The 16,066-nt window shown below is 72.3% G+C and carries 16 protein-coding genes; all 16 read right to left on the bottom strand.

The annotated features are described in order from the left end of the window. A partial coding sequence (locus UW392_RS10740) for a flavodoxin-dependent (E)-4-hydroxy-3-methylbut-2-enyl-diphosphate synthase (protein ID WP_320774693.1) occupies positions 1-528 on the bottom strand: 528 nt, incomplete at its 3' end. A gap of 4 nt (positions 529-532) precedes the next feature. Beyond that, positions 533-1,555, bottom strand: a complete 1,023-nt coding sequence (gene hpnH, locus UW392_RS10735; protein WP_320774692.1) for an adenosyl-hopene transferase HpnH — start codon at positions 1,553-1,555, stop codon at positions 533-535. 5 nt (positions 1,556-1,560) lie between these two features. Then, positions 1,561-2,202, bottom strand: a complete 642-nt coding sequence (locus UW392_RS10730) for a 1-hydroxy-2-methyl-2-butenyl 4-diphosphate reductase (protein ID WP_320774691.1) — start codon at positions 2,200-2,202, stop codon at positions 1,561-1,563. 1 nt (position 2,203) lies between these two features. Further along, complete coding sequence (gene shc / locus UW392_RS10725) at positions 2,204-4,207, bottom strand: squalene--hopene cyclase (RefSeq protein WP_320774690.1); 2,004 nt, start codon at positions 4,205-4,207, stop codon at positions 2,204-2,206. Between the two features lie 131 nt (positions 4,208-4,338). Then, positions 4,339-5,475: a polyprenyl synthetase family protein gene (locus tag UW392_RS10720; protein ID WP_320774689.1), complete on the bottom strand. Its 1,137-nt coding sequence runs from the start codon at positions 5,473-5,475 to the stop codon at positions 4,339-4,341. After that, entirely contained in the window at positions 5,472-6,983 is a 1,512-nt protein-coding gene (gene hpnE / locus UW392_RS10715) for a hydroxysqualene dehydroxylase HpnE (RefSeq protein WP_320774688.1), read from the bottom strand. The genes UW392_RS10720 and hpnE overlap by 4 nt, the downstream gene beginning before the upstream one ends. Continuing rightward, on the bottom strand, positions 6,980-7,120 hold the full coding sequence (locus tag UW392_RS66935) for a DUF6380 family protein (RefSeq protein WP_414495909.1): 141 nt from the start codon (positions 7,118-7,120) through the stop codon (positions 6,980-6,982). The genes hpnE and UW392_RS66935 overlap by 4 nt, the downstream gene beginning before the upstream one ends. Beyond that, the gene (gene hpnD / locus UW392_RS10710; protein ID WP_320774687.1) at positions 7,120-8,070 is read right to left on the bottom strand and encodes a presqualene diphosphate synthase HpnD; all 951 of its coding nucleotides are present in this window, start codon (positions 8,068-8,070) and stop codon (positions 7,120-7,122) included. The genes UW392_RS66935 and hpnD overlap by 1 nt, the downstream gene beginning before the upstream one ends. Continuing rightward, entirely contained in the window at positions 8,067-8,969 is a 903-nt protein-coding gene (gene hpnC / locus UW392_RS10705; RefSeq protein ID WP_320774686.1) for a squalene synthase HpnC, read from the bottom strand. Before hpnC ends, hpnD begins: the two co-directional genes overlap by 4 nt. A gap of 385 nt (positions 8,970-9,354) precedes the next feature. Then, the gene (locus UW392_RS10700; RefSeq protein ID WP_320774685.1) at positions 9,355-10,131 is read right to left on the bottom strand and encodes an ABC transporter ATP-binding protein; all 777 of its coding nucleotides are present in this window, start codon (positions 10,129-10,131) and stop codon (positions 9,355-9,357) included. Continuing rightward, positions 10,124-11,053: an ABC transporter permease gene (locus UW392_RS10695; RefSeq protein WP_320774684.1), complete on the bottom strand. Its 930-nt coding sequence runs from the start codon at positions 11,051-11,053 to the stop codon at positions 10,124-10,126. Before UW392_RS10695 ends, UW392_RS10700 begins: the two co-directional genes overlap by 8 nt. Before the next feature lie 97 nt (positions 11,054-11,150). After that, a complete protein-coding gene (locus UW392_RS10690) occupies positions 11,151-12,023 on the bottom strand; it encodes a glycosyltransferase family 2 protein (protein ID WP_320774694.1) in 873 nt (290 codons plus the stop codon). An 8-nt stretch (positions 12,024-12,031) separates the two neighbouring features. After that, on the bottom strand, positions 12,032-12,811 hold the full coding sequence (locus UW392_RS10685) for a CDP-alcohol phosphatidyltransferase family protein (RefSeq protein WP_320774683.1): 780 nt from the start codon (positions 12,809-12,811) through the stop codon (positions 12,032-12,034). After that, positions 12,789-13,850 carry an iron-containing alcohol dehydrogenase family protein gene (locus UW392_RS10680; protein ID WP_320774682.1) on the bottom strand — a complete coding sequence of 354 codons (1,062 nt, stop codon included), beginning with the start codon at positions 13,848-13,850 and terminating at the stop codon, positions 12,789-12,791. Before UW392_RS10680 ends, UW392_RS10685 begins: the two co-directional genes overlap by 23 nt. Then, positions 13,838-14,590, bottom strand: coding sequence for a phosphocholine cytidylyltransferase family protein (locus UW392_RS10675; RefSeq protein ID WP_320774681.1), 753 nt, complete (start codon positions 14,588-14,590; stop codon positions 13,838-13,840). Before UW392_RS10675 ends, UW392_RS10680 begins: the two co-directional genes overlap by 13 nt. Further along, the coding region (locus UW392_RS10670) for a DUF5941 domain-containing protein (protein ID WP_320774680.1) at positions 14,587-16,066 on the bottom strand (1,480 nt) is incomplete at its 5' end. The genes UW392_RS10675 and UW392_RS10670, both read right to left, overlap by 4 nt.

Genomic DNA, 16,066 nt, shown 5'->3' with positions numbered 1-16,066 from the left:
CGCCTCCCACAGCGCGGACTCCACCAGCGCCTCGGGAGTGGCCTTGCCGTACTTCTGCAGCAGCCGCCGGTCCAGCGAGCCCGCGTTCACGCCGATGCGGATCGGCGTGCCGTGCTCCTTCGCCGCCTTCGCGATCTCCTTGACCTTGTCGTCGAACTGCTTGATGTTGCCCGGGTTCACCCGGACCGCCGCGCAGCCCGCCTCGATCGCCGCGAACACGTACTTCGGCTGGAAGTGGATGTCCGCGATCACCGGGATCTGCGACTTCCGCGCGATGATCGGCAACGCGTCCGCGTCGTCCTGCGTCGGGCACGCCACCCGCACGATCCGGCAGCCCGAAGCCGTCAGCTCCGCGATCTGCTGCAGCGTCGCCCCGATGTCCGAGGTACGGGTCGTGGTCATCGACTGCACCGAGACGGGGGCCCCGCCGCCGACGGCGACCGGGCCGACCTGGATCCGCCGTGACGCGCGGCGTTCCGCGAGCGGCGACGCGGGCATTCCGGGAACGCCCAGGGAGACGGCCGTCATGACATCACCCGTGGTTCCCGGAGACCGTCTCGCGCATCGCGCGCAGGGACTCCCTCAGTGACCCCATGGTGGCCAGGACCGCGGTGGGCTCGTAACCGCAGTGCGCCATGCAGTTGGCGCAGCGCGGATCCTTGCCGCGGCCGTAGCTGTCCCAGTCGGTCTCCTCGATCAGCTCCCGGTAGGTCGGCACGTAGCCGTCGCTCATCAGGTAGCAGGGGCGCTGCCAGCCGAAGAGCGAGTAGTTCGGGATGGCCCAGGCCGTGCACGGGAAGTCGACCTTCCCCTCCAGGAAGTCCAGGAAGAGGGGTGAGTGGTTGAGCCGCCAGCGGCGGCGATTGCCGCCCGCGAAGGCCTTCCTGAACAGTTCCCGGGTCTGGTCCACGCCCAGGAAGTGCTCCTGGTCCGGCGCCTTCTCGTAGGCGTAGGCGGGCGAGATCATCATCTCGTCGACGCGGAGGTCGTCGTTGAGGTAGTCGAGCACCTCGACGACGGTCTGCGGGGTGTCGGTGTTGAAGAAGGTGGAGTTGGTGGTGACCCGGAAGCCGCGCCTCTTGGCCTCCTTGACCGCCTCCACCGCCTCGTCGAACACGCCCTCCTTCGCCACGGACTCGTCGTGCCGCTCGCGCAGGCCGTCGATGTGCACGGCGAAGGCGAAGTACCGCGAGGGCCGGAAGTCGTCGATCTTCTTGCGGAGCAGCATCGCGTTGGTGCACAGGAAGACGTACTTCCTCCGGGCCACCAGCTGGCGCACGATCTCGTCGATCTGCGGGTGCATCAGGGGCTCGCCACCGGCGATCGACACCATCGGCGCACCGGACTCCAGCACGGCGCCCACGGCCTGGGCGACCGGCATGCGCTGTTTGAGCACGCCCGCCGGGTGCTGGATCTTGCCGCAGCCCTCGCACTTCAGGTTGCAGGCGAAGAGCGGTTCCAGTTCGACGATGAGCGGGAACTTGTCCCGCCTGCGGAGCTTCTGTTCGGCGAGGTACGTCGCCACCTTGAGGGACTGGCGGAGTGGCATGGCCATCTGGCTCACCTCCTGGGGAGCAAGGAACGGTGCCATTCGAGATAAGCGGGAAGGACGGAACGAAGGACGCGGAAAGCTGATATTCCACCGCGCACCGTGCCTATCCGGACCAGTTCATGTTCTGGAGCGTCCACGACCACCCGGACGGCCGCAACCGGGTGTGCGCCCGCGCGCACAGCGCACTGGAGTGTGACAGCGGATTCCATGTCGACCGCGATCGCGCCGGTCCCGCGCAGCGCCGACCGCTCCCGGCCGCGCACGACGTGGTCGGAACCGGTGAGCGGGCCCGTGTGGACGGTGCGTCCCGGCAGGGCCCGCCCGAGCCCCTCGACCAGCACTCCGGTGCCCGCGCACGGGGTGGCGGCGCCGTCCGGGCCGCGGGTCTCCGTCGCGACCACCGGGTCGCCGGGTCGCATGCCCGGGGTGAGGCCGGCGCAGAACCCGGTGACGAGGACCGCCGCCCCGCGCAGCGCCGGGTCGCCGAGCACCCGGGTGAGCGAGCGTCCGGCCGCCCGGGGCCCCATGCCGGTGCGCACCACGGTGACCGGGCCGCCGGCGCCGGCGCGGTCGCCGCCCCGCAGGGCGAGCCGTTCGATGCCGAGCGCGCACGCGATCAGCAGCGGGGCCGGTGCGGGCGCGCCGCCCACCTCAGCTTCCCCGGTGCGGTGCGACGGTCCAGGCGCCCAACGGTTCGCCGTGCACGTACCGGCCGAGCGCGGTGAGCGGGAACACCTGGCGGTACAGGTGGTAGTTGATCGAGAAGTCCCACGGGAAGCCGGTGCCGGTGTAGTACGGCTCGTCCCAGCCGCCGTCCTCCCGCTGGGTGCCCGCCAGCCACTCGACGCCGCGGTCCACGGCCTTCGACTCCCGTTCGCCGGCGGCCAGCAGCGCCAGCAGCGCCCAGGCGGTCTGGGAGGCGGTGGAGGCGCCGCGCCCGATCCACTCCTCCTCGTGGTAGGAACGCAGGTCCTCGCCCCAGCCCCCGTCGTCGTTCTGCACGGTCTCCAGCCAGGCCACCGCCCGGCGGATCGCGGGGTGCGCGGCGGGCAGCCCGGCGGCGGCCAGCGCGGGCACCACCGAGCCGGTGCCGTACACGTGGTTGACGCCCCAGCGCCCGAACCACGAGCCGTTCGGCTCCTGTGCGGCGAGCAGCCACTCGATGCCCCGGCGGGTGCGCGGATCGTGGGCGAGGCCCTCGACGGCGAGCATCTCCACCACGTGGGCGGTGACGTCGGCGGAGGGCGGGTCGATGACCTCGCCGAAGTCGCAGAAGGGCAGCCGGTTGGGGAAGGGGCTGGTGTTGTCGGCGTCGAAGGCGGCCCAGGCGCCGTCGCGCGACTGCATGCCGAGGGTCCAGCGCACCGCGCGCGCGATCGCCCGGTCCATGCGCTTGTGGTCGGGGTGGCGGACGCGGCGCAGGGCCAGGGCGACCTCGGCGGTGTCGTCGATGTCGGGGTAGTTGTCGTTGTGGAACTCGAACGCCCAGCCGCCGGGCGCCAGCCGCTTCCGGCGCACCGCCCAGTCACCGGGCCGGACGATCTCCTCGCCGAGCATCCAGTCCGCGGCCTGCACCAGGCGCGGGTGGTCGGCGGGGAGTCCGGCGTCGGCGAGCGCGATGGTCGCGAGGCAGGTGTCCCAGACGGGCGACTGGCAGGCCTCGATCATCCGGGCGCCGTCCTCGCGCCACACCGCGAACCGGTCGAGGGACTCCAGACCGGCCCGCATGACGGGGTGCTCCAGGTCGTAGCCGAGCAGGTGCAGGGCGATGAGCGAGTACACGGCCGGTGGCTGGATGCCGCCCCAGCAGCCGTCGTTCTCCTGCCGTTCGATGATCCAGCGGGCCGCGGTGTTCATGGCGGCCCGGCGCACCCGCTTGGGGGCCACCCGGCGGTAGACGTGCAGCAGCTTGTCGAGCCGCTGGAAGAACCCCTCCCAGCCGGCGGCGGGGGCGAGGCGCCGCGCCGGGTTGGGCCGGTCCGGATCGGTGTGCAGTTCCCGGAGCGGGAACGGTGCGGGCCGCACCGGCCGCTGCGCGGAGACGATCGTGAGCGGCACTATGGTCTGCCGGGCCCAGCAGCCGAAGTCGTAGATGTTGAGGGGCACCCACCGGGGGAACCAGACGATCTCCGGCGGGACCTCGGGCAGGTCCTCCCACCTCCACCAGCCGAACAGGGCCAGCCAGATCCGGGTGAACACGCGTGCGGCCGCGATGCCGCCCCGGGCGCGGATCCACTCCGCCGCGCGCGCCATGTGCGGCGCGTCGGGGGCGTCCCCGGCCAGGCGCAGCGCGACGTACGCCTCGATGGTGGTGGAGAGTTCACCGGGTCCGCCGTGGAAGGTCGCCCAGGTGCCGTCCTCGCGCTGCTCGCCGCGGATGAACAGGGCGGCCGCGCGGGTGGTCCGCTCGTCACGGATGCCGAGGAACTGCCGCAGCAGCAGGTCCTCGGCATCCATGGTGACGTTGGTCTCCAGGTCGCCCTTCCACCAGCCCTCGGCGTCCTGGCGGGCGAGCAGGAAGTCGGTGGCGCGCCGCATCGCGCGGACGGCGGCGTCCGGTCCCCCCGCCGCCACGGGGTCGTCGGTGTCGGTGTCGCTGGCCGAGGCGGTCCGGGGCGGCAGGGCCCCGGCACTTCCGTCGGTCGTCGCTGTCATGGCTTCCCCTTCGTGCAGTGACTGTCTCTGCTTGCGGGTCCGCCGTCGGCCGGTGCTGGTGGGGCGGGCACCGGCCGGCGACTATGCGAGGCCTATTCGACCGATCACGGGGAGCGCTGACGCGCGCGTGCTCATCTCTTCCGTACGACGACGAAGTCCGCGAGCGCCACGAAGCGGTCCCGCACCTCGTCCGGCATCGACACGGTGTCGAGGGCGTCGAGGGCGACCTGGTACTGGCGGCGGGCCTCCTCGGCGGTCCACCCACGGCCGCCGGCCTCCTCGATGAGGGCCGCGCGGGCGGCGAACTCCTCCTCGGAGAAGTTGGCGAAGTCGCTGCTCCGGGCGTCGGCGGCGAGGATCTCGCCGAGCCGCTCGGAGGCCGGGCCGCCCGCCGCGAGCGCGGCCACGACCGGCAGGGACTTCTTGCGCTGGCGCAGGTCGCTCCAGGTCTGCTTGCCGGTGGACTCCGGGTCGCCCCAGATGCCCAGCAGGTCGTCCACGGCCTGGAAGGCGAGGCCGAGGTGGTAGCCGTAGGTCTCCAGCGCGTCGGCCGTGGCGTCGTCGGCGCCGCCGAGGACCGCGCCGATGGAGGAGGCGCAGGCGAGCAGGGCGCCGGTCTTGTTGCCCTCCATCTCCAGGCACTCCTCGACGCTGACGCGGTCGCGGTGCTCGTAGGAGATGTCCTGGGCCTGGCCGTCGATGAGGGCGCGGGTGGCCTTGGTGAGGCGGCGGGTGGCGCGGCCGGCCTCCACGGTGCCCAGTTCCAGCAGCAGTTCGTTGGCGAGGGCCATCAGGGCGTCGCCGACGAGGATGGCCTGGGCGGGGCCGTGCACCTTCCACACGGTGTCGCGGTGGCGGCGCTGCTCGTCGCCGTCCATCAGGTCGTCGTGCAGCAGGGAGAAGTTGTGCACCAGTTCGACCGCGACCGCACCGGGGATGCCGGTCTCCGGGGCGGCCCCGGAGACCTCGGCGGACAGCACGGCGAGCGCGGGCCGTACGGCCTTGCCGCCGACGCCCTCGGCGGGGTTGCCCTCGGCGTCGATCCAGCCGAAGTGGTAGGCGGCGACGGTGTCCATGGGCGGCGCCAGCCGGTCGACGGCCGACCGCAGCACCGGTGTGGCCAGGGTCCGGCCGCGCTCCAGGAGCGCGGTCACGTCCACCTCGGTCCCTCGAACGGACGTCGAGGCCGGGGGCACAGTGGGCACAGTCTCTCCTCTTGTTGCGGTGCGGGGGGTGCGGGGATCCGCCGCGGGCGCCCGGGTCGTCACCGGAGTCCGCCTCTCAGAGGGGCGCCGGCTCCCTCGGGTACGCGGCCCGGGAAGGCGCGGTCGGCCGCCTCCTCGAAGTCGAAGAGGTGGTCGCGGGGGCGGTCCAGGGCGGCCAGCGCGGCGGACGCCGCGCTGATGCCGCTGCGGACCGCGCCCTCCATGGTCGCGGGCCACCCCGTGGCGGTCCACGCTCCGGCCAGGTAGAGGCCGGGGGCCTTGGTGCGGGCGCCGGGCCGCAGCCGTCCGACGCCGGGTGCGGGAGCGAACGTGGCCGTGCGCTCCCGGGTCACGAAGAAGTCCTCGACGCGGGCGTCCCGTGCACCCGGCAGCAACCGCTCCAGCTCCGGCAGGTACCGCTCGCGCAGGGCGGCGACGGGCAGGTCGATCTCGTCCTGCGCGGCCGACTGGGACAGCGCGAGGTACTGGCCGGTCCCCAGTCCGGACGCCGCGGTGCGGTCGAAGACCCACTGGACCGGGCTGCCCAGCGCCGCGAAGAACGGCCGGCCCAGCACCTTCCGGTCGTACACGACGTGGACGTTGAGGATCGGCGCGGTGTCGATGTCCAGCAGCCGGTCCGGGTCCCCGAGCGCGCCCTCGGGCAGCAGGCCGTGTGTCTCGCGCTGCGGTACGGCGAGCACGACCGCGTCCGCCTCGAGGCGCTGACCGGGCACCTCGACCGTCCAGCGGCCGTCCGCGGCGGGCGAGACGGAGGTGACGCGGGTGCGCAGCGCGGTACGGACGCCCGCCGCGTCGAGCGCCCGGCGGGCCAGCCCGTCGTGCAGGTCGCCGAGGGGGACGTGGGCCCAGCCGATGTCGGCCGCGCCGGGGTCGGAGAGCAGACCGGTCTTGAACACCGTCGCGGCGAGCGCGAGGGAGGCGTCGCCGGCGACCGCGTTGAGGGTGGCGACCCCCACCAGGTCCCACAGTGCCTCGACGGTACGGGCCGACTGGCCGTGCTCGGCCAGCCAGCCGCCGAAGTCCCGCTCGTCCAGCGCGGGGTCCGCCAGGTCCAGCTTCCCGAGCGCGAGTGCCGCGCGCCCCACCTTGGCGCGCTCGGCGAGCGAGAGGTGCGGGTACGTCGCGAGGGAGCGTCCCAGGTGCAGCGGTACGGGCAGGGCGTCGCGCCGCAGCCGCCCGAGGCGCCGCCCGGGCCGGGCGTCCGCGTCGAGGACGGGCACGTCGAGACGGTCCTGCAGCGGGGCGAGCTCCGCCCCGTCGATCCGGTCCAGGAACCAGCGGTAGGCGGTGCAGCAGCGCAGGTAGACGTGGTGTCCGTTGTCGACGGTCAGCTCGCCGCGCCGGAAGGAGAAGGCGAGTCCGCCGAGCCGTGGCCGCCCCTCCAGCAGGGTGACCCGCAGGCCCGCGTCGGCCAGCGACAGCGCGGCACTCACCCCGGCGAGCCCGCCGCCGACCACCACGGCGGTGCGCGCGTCCTCGGGGGTTCCGGCCCCCGGGCGGGCGGGACGGTTCCCGGCCGGCAGTTCCTCGGACCGTGTGCCGTCACTCATCGCACGCCCTCCCCCGGGGCCGGGCCGTGGTGCTTCAGCGGTGCACGGCGGGCCGTCGCAGTCAGGGACGCTCCCCGCAGGCGGAGGGTTCCGTGCCGCTTTCCGCCGGTGCAGTGGGCTTGTACCGGATTGTCCATCAGACGCGCCTCCTGACGGCCCGGCGGGACACGTCACGGGCGTCGAGCCCGGCCAGGCCGCGCACGGCGACGTACGCCTTCTCGCGTCCGGGCAGCGAGACCCGGCCGCGCAGCACGGCCTCCGGCTCGCGCTCGATGCGGTCGAGGAGCCGCCGGTAGATGCCCGCCATGGCGGCGACGCAGGCACCGCTGCGCCGGTCGAGCATGGGCAGCAGCTGGTAGCCCTCGGCGAAGAGGGCCCGGGCACGGCGCACCTCGAAGTGGACGAGCCCCGCGAAGTCGGACTCGGGCGCCGGGACGGACCGGGCGAACCCGGCGGAGCAGCCGAACTTGGCGAGGTCGTCGGCGGGCAGGTAGACCCGCCCCTCCTCGGCGTCCTCGCGCAGGTCCCGGAGGATGTTGGTGAGCTGCAGCGCGAGCCCGAGGGTATCGGCGTACTCGGCGGCGCGCTCGGCTCCGCGGGCGCCCGGCTCGGTGCCGAACACGCCGAGCGAGACCCGCCCGATGGCACCCGCGACGCAGCGGCAGTAGCGCCTGAGGTCGTCCCAGGTCTCGTAGGTCTCGCCGCGCACGTCCATCACGACGCCGTCGATGAGTTCGTCGAGGCCGCCGAGCGGGATCGGGAACTGCCGGCTCGCGTGCGCGAGGGCGACCGCGACGGGATCGGTGTCGTCCTCGTCCACGTCGCCGTCCCGGACCCGGGCGAGCAGGGCCCGGGTGTCCTCCAGCCGGGCCGCCTTGACCTCGGGCTCGAGCGTGCCGTCACCGATGTCGTCCACGCGCCGTGAGAAGGCGTACACCGCCGACATGGCGCGCCGCTTGGCCGCCGGCAGCAGCCGGATGCCGTAGGCGAAGTTACGGGCCTGCTGCCCGGTGACGGCCTCGCAATAGCTGTAGGCAGCAAGTACCGGTGCGGACACGAGTGCTTCCGACTCCAAGGTCCGGATCACCCCTTCCCTCGCAGAGTCATGCCCACCTCGCGCAGCAACCGGGCCTTGCCGGGCTTGGGCGGGCCTGGAAGTACGTCGTATTCGGCGGCGGCGATCGCGTGGACCGCCGCCCTTCCCCCCGCCACGAAGCCCGCCAGCAGCAGTCGTAGCCTGCCGTGCACGCTACCCACCAGGGCGTCGCCTTCATCCAGCAGGTCACGGGCGCGTTCCGCCTCGTACGCGACCAGCGCGCGCACCGACGCGCCCGCGGTGGGGACGGCGAGGTCCGCTTCCTCGACGTGGAAGCGCTTCATGTCGGCGGCGGGCAGGTAGACGCGGTCACGGCCGAGGTCCTCGGACACGTCCTGGAGGTGCTCGACGAGCTGCAGCGCCGTGCAGACGGCGTCCGAGCGGCGGATCCGTTCGGGGGTGGAGGTGCCGGTGACGGCGAGCACCAGCCGGCCGACCGGGTTGGCGGACAGCTCGCAGTACGCGAGGAGGTCGTCGTACGTCTCGTAGCGCGTGACGAGCTGGTCCTGGCGGTTCGCGGCGACCAGGCCCAGGAAGGGCCCGGGCGTGAGCGCGCGGCGGCGGACGGTCGGCTGGAGCCGGCGCAGCAGCGGGTGGAGCGGCGTCCCGTCGAACACCCGGCGCAGGTCGGCCTCGAGGGCGTCGAGCAGGACCAGGCGGTCCTCCGCCCGGTCGGGCTCCACACCGAGCAGCCGGGCGTCGGCACCACCGGGGGCGAGGTCGCCGTCACCGATGTCGTCGACGAGCCGGCAGAAGCCGTAGACGGCCACGAGGTCCTCGCGCCACTCCCTGGGCAGGAAGAACGGGGCCACCGGGAAGTTCTCGGTGGCCGCCTTCGCCAGGGTGTTCCGCTCCGGATCGGCCGGACGCGCCGTCGCGGGTTCCGTCACCGCTCGCCACCCGGCGCGCGGACGGCACGTACGTCGTGGAGGTGGGGAGTATCCGTAACCATTGCCGTCACATCTCCCGTTCTACACTGACGACGCAATTCACACTATTTCGGACACGCCGCCCGCTGTCGGTACGGAGCGGCAGTGCCGGGTGTCGCGCATTATGGACCCACTTGCCGCGATTCGGCACCGGTACAGCTTACGTTGCACCGCGCGCCGCGCTCCGCCGGGGTGTCCCGCGCACCACGACAACTCGCCGGTCGCCCTCAGGGTTCCCGCGCGTCACGGGAACAGGTCCCTTTCGCGCGTGCACCGACGAGGTGGCCGTCGCACGGCCGACCCCGCCGGAGGGCTGTCCGGCGGGGTCGGGACGTGACCTGCGGCCCTACTTGCCCGTGAACTTCTCGTACTCCTTGAGGACCTCGCCGGTCGGCCCGTCCATCCGCAGCTCACCGCGCTCCAGCCACAGGACGCGGTCGCAGGTGTCCCGGATCGACTTGTTGTTGTGACTGACCAGGAACACACTGCCCGCGTGCTGGCGCAGCTCGCGGATGCGGGCCTCGGAGCGCTTCTGGAAGGCGCGGTCACCGGTGGCCAGGGCCTCGTCGATCATCAGGACGTCGTGGTCCTTGGCGGCCGCGATGGAGAAGCGCAGCCGCGCCGCCATGCCGGAGGAGTACGTGCGCATCGGCAGCGTGATGAAGTCGCCCTTCTCGTTGATGCCCGAGAAGTCGACGATCTCCTGGTAGCGCTCCTTGATCTGCTCGCGGGACATGCCCATCGCGAGACCGCCCAGGATGACGTTGCGCTCGCCCGTGAGGTCGTTCATCAGGGCCGCGTTCACGCCGAGCAGCGACGGCTGGCCGTCGGTGTAGACCTTGCCCCGCTCCGTGGGCAGCAGGCCGGCGATGGCGCGCAGGAGCGTGGACTTGCCCGAGCCGTTGGAGCCGATCAGGCCGATGGCCTCGCCGCGGTAGGCGACGAAGGAGACGCCCTTGACGGCGTGCACCTTGCGCACCCCGCGCGCCGCGTCGTCGGAGCCCCGCTTGACGATGCGGCTGAGCGCCGCGGTGGCGCTGCCCTTGCCGGTCCTGGCGCCGTTCACCCGGTAGACGATGTGCACGTCGTCCGCGATGACGGTGGGGATACGCGCCTCAGCCACGGCCGTACCTCTCTTCCGCCTTCCAGAAGTACACGAAGCCGCCGACCGCGACCAGGACCGCCCAGCCGCAGGCCACCGCCCACACGTGCGGGGGCAGGTGCTCGGAGCCGTAGCCGTCGATCAGCGCGAAGCGCATCAGGTCCATGTAGATCGCGGCCGGGTTCCACTGCAGGATGTCGGCGATCCACTGGGGGTGCTTCTCCAGCATGATGCGGATGGAGAACATCACGCCGGACGCGTACATCCACGTACGCATCACGAACGGCATCAGCTGGGCGAGGTCGGGCGTCTTGGAGCCCAGCCGGGCGAAGATCAGCGCCAGCCCCATGTTGAACGCGAACTGCAGCACCAGCACGGGCAGGATCAGCAGCCACGACATCTTCGGGTAGCTGCCGAACCCGATCGTGACGGCGAACAGCACGATCATCGAGAACAGCAGCTGCTGGAGCTGCTGCAGCGCGAAGGAGACCGGCAGCGCGGCGCGCGGGAAGTGCAGCGCCCGCACCAGGCCGAGGTTCCCGGAGATCGCGCGCACGCCGGCCATCACCGAGGTCTGCGTGAAGGTGAACACGAAGACGCCCGTGACCAGGAACGGGATGTACACCTCGCGGCTCAGTCCCCGGTCGGCGTCGAGGATCAGGCCGAAGATCAGGAAGTACACCAGCGCGTTCAGCAGCGGGGTCGCCACCTGCCACAACTGGCCGAGCTTGGCCTGGCTGTACTGGGCGGTGAGCTTGGCCTGCGAGAAGGCGACGATGAAGTGCCGTCGCCCCCACAACTGGCGGACGTACTCGACGAGTCCGGGCCGGGCACCGCTGACCGAGAGCCCGTACTTGGCGGCCAGCTCGGCCGCGTCCAGCCCGTCGTCGGGCGACGGTCGGTCGGTCACCGCGACCCCGCCGTCATGCGTTGTCTCACTCACTAGTGGAAACTTTCGTCCTCAATGTGCGCGGCCTGACCGGACCCGGGCCGAAACCTGGGACCGGGGTACGGCCGAATGCTCTCAGATATCGAGCTTGTCAGATGACGGGAGGTCGGCCCAGTCGCGTCAGACGCCACACCGTACGCCACCGCATGGGCCTGCGGGGGCCGCTCGCACTGGTCCAGCCCTCCTTGAAGCCGCCGAACCAGGCCTTCAGGGCGGGTCCGGACGGCTTGCGGAGCAGCGTCAGGAGCAGCCAGACGCCCAGGTAGACGGGGACCAGGAGGGCGGGGAGGTTGCGGCGCGCGAGCCAGACGCGGTTGCGCGCCACCATGCGGTGGTAGACCGCGTGCCGCGAGGGGGCGGTGGTCGGGTGGTACAGCACCATGTCGGACCGGTAGTCGATCATCCAGCCCGCGTCGAGGGCACGCCAGGCGAGGTCGGTCTCCTCGTGCGCGTAGAAGAACGCGTCCGGCAGCCCGCCCACCTCGGCGAAGACCTTCGTGCGCACCGCGTTGGCGCCGCCGAGGAAGGTGGTCACCCGGGACGAGCGCATCGGGTCGGCGGCCCGCAGCCTGGGGACGTGCCGGCGCTGGGTGACACCGGTCTCCGGGTCGGCGATGCGGAAGCTGATGATGCCCAGCTCCGGGTCGGCCGCGAAGGCCTCGCGGCACAGCTCGGCGGTGTCGTTGCGGGCGAGCAGGCCGTCGTCGTCGAGGAACAGCAGGATGTCGACGTCACCGCCGGCCGGGCCGAACGCCTCGATGCCGACGTTGCGGCCGCCGGGGATCCCGAGGTTCTCCGGCAGCTCCACGGTGCGGACGCCCTCGGGCACCTCGGGCACCGGGGAGCCGTTGCCGACGACGACCACCTGGATCCGGTCGCCCTCCTGTTTGGCGATCGAGTCCAGGAGGGCGCGCAGCTCGTCGGGGCGGTTGCCCATGGTGATGATGACCGCGCCGACCTTCATACCGTCCCTCACTTCAGCCTGCTCGACGCCAGGATGGACACGAGGTGCAGCAGGGTCTGCAGCAGCGCGATGCCGGCCAGCACGGCGACCCCGAGCCGCGAGAAGAACAGATCGTCCCGCACCGCGTCCACCACCGCGAGGGCGAGAATCAGCAGTGATGCCTCGATCCCGAGGACCAGCCGGTGGAACTTCAGCGCCGAGGCGGCTCGGCGGGCCAGCGCCAGCCCGGAGGAGCGCGGCGCGGACGCCGACTCCTGCACCGGCGGCTTCCCGGTCTGGTGCCGGGCGACGCCGACGAGGTCCGTCTCGGCCTTGATCAGTACGGCGCCGAGGGCGGCGAGGGTACCCAGGAACGCCCACAGCCAGTCGATGCGTCCGGTGCCCCACAGGTCGGCGGCGCGCAGCCCGAAGCCCACCAGCACGGCGGCGTCGCACAGGTACGCGCCGACCCGGTCCAGGTAGACGCCGGCCAGGGAGTACTGCTTCTTCCAGCGGGCGATCTCGCCGTCGACGCAGTCGAGGAGCAGGTACAGCTGTACCGCCACCACGCCGAGCACGGCGCCCCACACACCCGGCACCAGCAGGGCCGGGGCGGCGAGGACGCCGCAGAGGGTCATCAGGTAGGTCAGCTGGTTGGGCGTGACCCGCGTGTTCACCAGGTGCCGGTCGATGCGCAGCGAGAGCTCGCGCATGTACAGCCGACCGGCCCAGTGCTCTCCGCTGCGGCGGTCCTTCACACCCGGGGGGTGGACGACCGGACGGAGCTCAGCTACCGATGGCTTTTGCATAGTCGGCGTATGCGTCCTTGATCTGTTCGGTGTTGAGGTCGAGATGTTCGAGGATGGTGAAGCGGCCGGGCCGGGTCTGCGGGGCGAACTCCACGACCTGGACGAACTCGTCCACCGTGAAGCCGATCTCCTCCGGCAGCACGGGCAGCCCGTGCCGCTGCAGCACCTCGGCCATGTACGCCGACTCCTCGCGCGCGCCGCGCAGGTGCATCGCGAAGGCCGCGCCCAGGCCGCACTGCTCGCCGTGGCTCGCGGCGCGCTTGGGGAAGAGCAGGTCGAAGGCGTGGTTGATCTCGTGGCAGGCGCCGGAGGCCGGGCGGGAGTCGCCGGCGACCGACATCGAGATGCCGGTGAGGACCAGGCCCTCGGCGAGCACTTGGAGGAAGCCGTCGTCGCCGACGCCGCCGGGGTGGCGCAGCACGGCCTCGCCGGCCTGCCGGGCCATCGCGGCCGCGAGACCGTCGATGTCCTCGCCCTTCTCGCGGGCGGCGAGCTCCCAGTCCCGAATCGCGGAGATGTTGGACAGGGCGTCGCCGATGCCGGAGCGCACGAAGCGGACCGGGGCCTCGCGGATGACGTCGAGGTCGATGACGACCGCGATCGGGTTGGGCACCCCGTACGAGCCGCGGCCCGCGTCGTTGTCGAGGGTGGCCACCGGCGAGCACAGACCGTCGTGCGAGAGGTTGGTGGCGACCGCGACCAGGGGCAGCCCGACGCGCGCGGCGGCGAACTTCGCACAGTCGATGATCTTGCCGCCGCCCAGGCCGACGACCGCGTCGTAGCGCCCGCGCTTCATCGCGTCGGCGAGCTTGATCGCGTCGTCCAGGGTGCCGCCGCCGACCTCGAACCAGTCGGCGTCCGGCAGCGCGGGGCAGATCCGCTCGCGCAGCTTGGCGCCGGACCCGCCGCTGATGGCGACGGCCAGCTTGCCGGACGACGAGATCCGCTGGTCCGCGAGGACCGTCGCCAGATCGTCGAGGGCACCCGGGCGGATGTCCACGACGATCGGCGAGGGGATGAGCCTCGTCAGTACTGGCACGCGATCTCACGCCCCTTGGCGAGGTCGTCGTGGTTGTCGATCTCGACCCACTTGACGTCGCCGATGGGCGCGACGTCGATGCGGAAGCCGCGGTTGACGAGCTCCTGGTAGCCGTGCTCGTAGAACTGCTGGGGGTCGGCCTCGAAGACCGTCTTGAGGGCGTCGGCCAGCTCGTCGGCGGCCTCGCCCTCGATGAGGGTGACGCCGATGTACTCACCGGTCGCCTCGGCCGGGTCCATCAGCTTGGTGATCTTCGTCATGGAGCCCTCGGGGCCGACGACGACCTTCATCTCCTCGTCGGCGAGGGACTTCACCGTGTCGAGGGCGAGGATGATCCGCTTGCCGTCGCCACGCGCCGCGAGCAGGGTCTCCTCGACCGAGACCGGGTGCACGGTGTCGCCGTTGGCAAGGATCACCGAGTGCTTGATCGCGTCCCGGCCGCACCACAGGGAGTAGGCGTTGTTCCACTCCTCGGCCTTGTCGTTGTCGATCAGGGTGATCTTGACGCCGTACTTCCGCTCCAGCGCCTCGCGGCGCTCGTACACGGCCTCCTTGCGGTAGCCGACGATGACCGCGACCTCGGTCAGGCCGATCTCGGCGAAGTTCGCCAGGGTGAGGTCGAGGACGGAGAGCTCGTTGTCGGTTCCCTCGCCCACCACGGGCACCAGCGCCTTGGGCAGCGTCTCGGTGTAGGGGCGAAGACGCCGGCCGGCGCCGGCGGCCAGAACGAGGCCGATCATGCGGGTTCTCCTTCATCGTGTACGGCGGGTGCTCCGGCGGAGACCCAGAAGCGGATGCTCTCGGCGAGCACCGTCAGTGCCACGAACACGGCGCAGACCGTGAGCGCGAGCGTGAAGTCCGTTGCGGTGAGCAGGGCGGCCAGCGCGGTGACCACCAGCGTCCTGCCGTCGTGCCCGCCGATCGCCCGCACGAGCCACCTCGGGGGCGCTCCGGTGCCGCCGCGGATGCGGTACACCGTGTCGTAATGATGGTAGGCGACGGCCGCCACCAGCCCGAAAGCCGCGGGCAAGGCTCCGTTCACGTCCGCCTCCGCCGCGAGCAGCAGGACCGTGCCGTACTCGGCGGCCCGGAAGACGGGCGGAACCAGCCAGTCCAGGGGGCCGGTGAGCGGTCCGGAGACGGCTATCCCGGACAGGATGGCGTAGAGGAAGGCGGTGCTGAAGACGCCCCAGTCCCCGTAGCCGGAGACCGCGGCATTGATCACGAGCAGGGCGGCGGCGAGGACCGCGAGCACGGGCGCCCCGTAACCGCCGCCCTTCCGCTTGCGGACCGTGTCCTCGGCCAGCCAGCCGGTGTCGGCGAGGTCGGCGAGGGCCCGTGCGGCCCGCGCGGTCCTCCGCGCCTTGCGGGTCAGCGACCGGAGCACCCGCCCGGCGGTCGTGTAGCAGGCCGCGAAGGCGCAGCCCACGAGCAGCACGACGAAGGTGACGCGCGGCGTGGTGAGCGCCGTGAGGACCGCGATCAGCGCCCAGCGTTCGCCGATGGGCAGCACGATCATGCGGCGCAGCCAGACCGTCCAGCCGACGCCGTCCAGCCTGTCGGAGAGGGCGGCGGTGGGGCTGGTGTTCGCGGTGGCGTCGTGATTGGCCTCGTTGAAGCTGAAGTCCACGATGTGCCGGCAGGTCTGCAGCACCATCGCGCCGAGTGCGAGCGCCCACACGTCGTCGCCGCCGCGGGCCGCGCCGAGCGCGAGTCCCGCGTAGTAGGCGTACTCCTTGGCCCGGTCGAAGGTGGCGTCGAGCCAGGCGCCGAGCGTCGAGTACTGCAGCGAGTAGCGGGCGAGCTGGCCGTCCGCGCAGTCCAGGACGAAGGAGAGGAGGAGCAGCAGCCCGGCGGCGACGAAGCCGCCGCGGATGCCGGTGGCCGCGCAGCCCGCCGCGATCAGCGCGGTGAGCAGGGACGCGGTGGTCACCTGGTTCGGGGTGAGGCCGCGGCGCGCGCACCAGCGGGCGACGTAGCGGGAGTACGGGCTGACGCAATGCGTGGTGAAGAAGCCGTCGCGTGCCTTCACCGCCGTCCGCAGCCGTACGGCCTCGTCGTCGACGGCGGCCACGGCCTGGCGGACCTCGTTGCGGGCCTGCGGGCCGACGGGGACCGCCGCGACCAGGGTGCCGAGCTCGGGGCGGTGCACGGCCACGCCGTCGGCGTCGAGGGCGGCGGTGACGCGGTCGGCGAGGCCGTCCGCGTCGGCGGCC

The sequence above is a fragment of the Streptomyces sp. CRN 30 genome (assembly GCF_034105845.1).
Note: the sequence above shows the minus strand (reverse complement) of the source record. Positions and strands in the feature narration are given on the sequence as shown.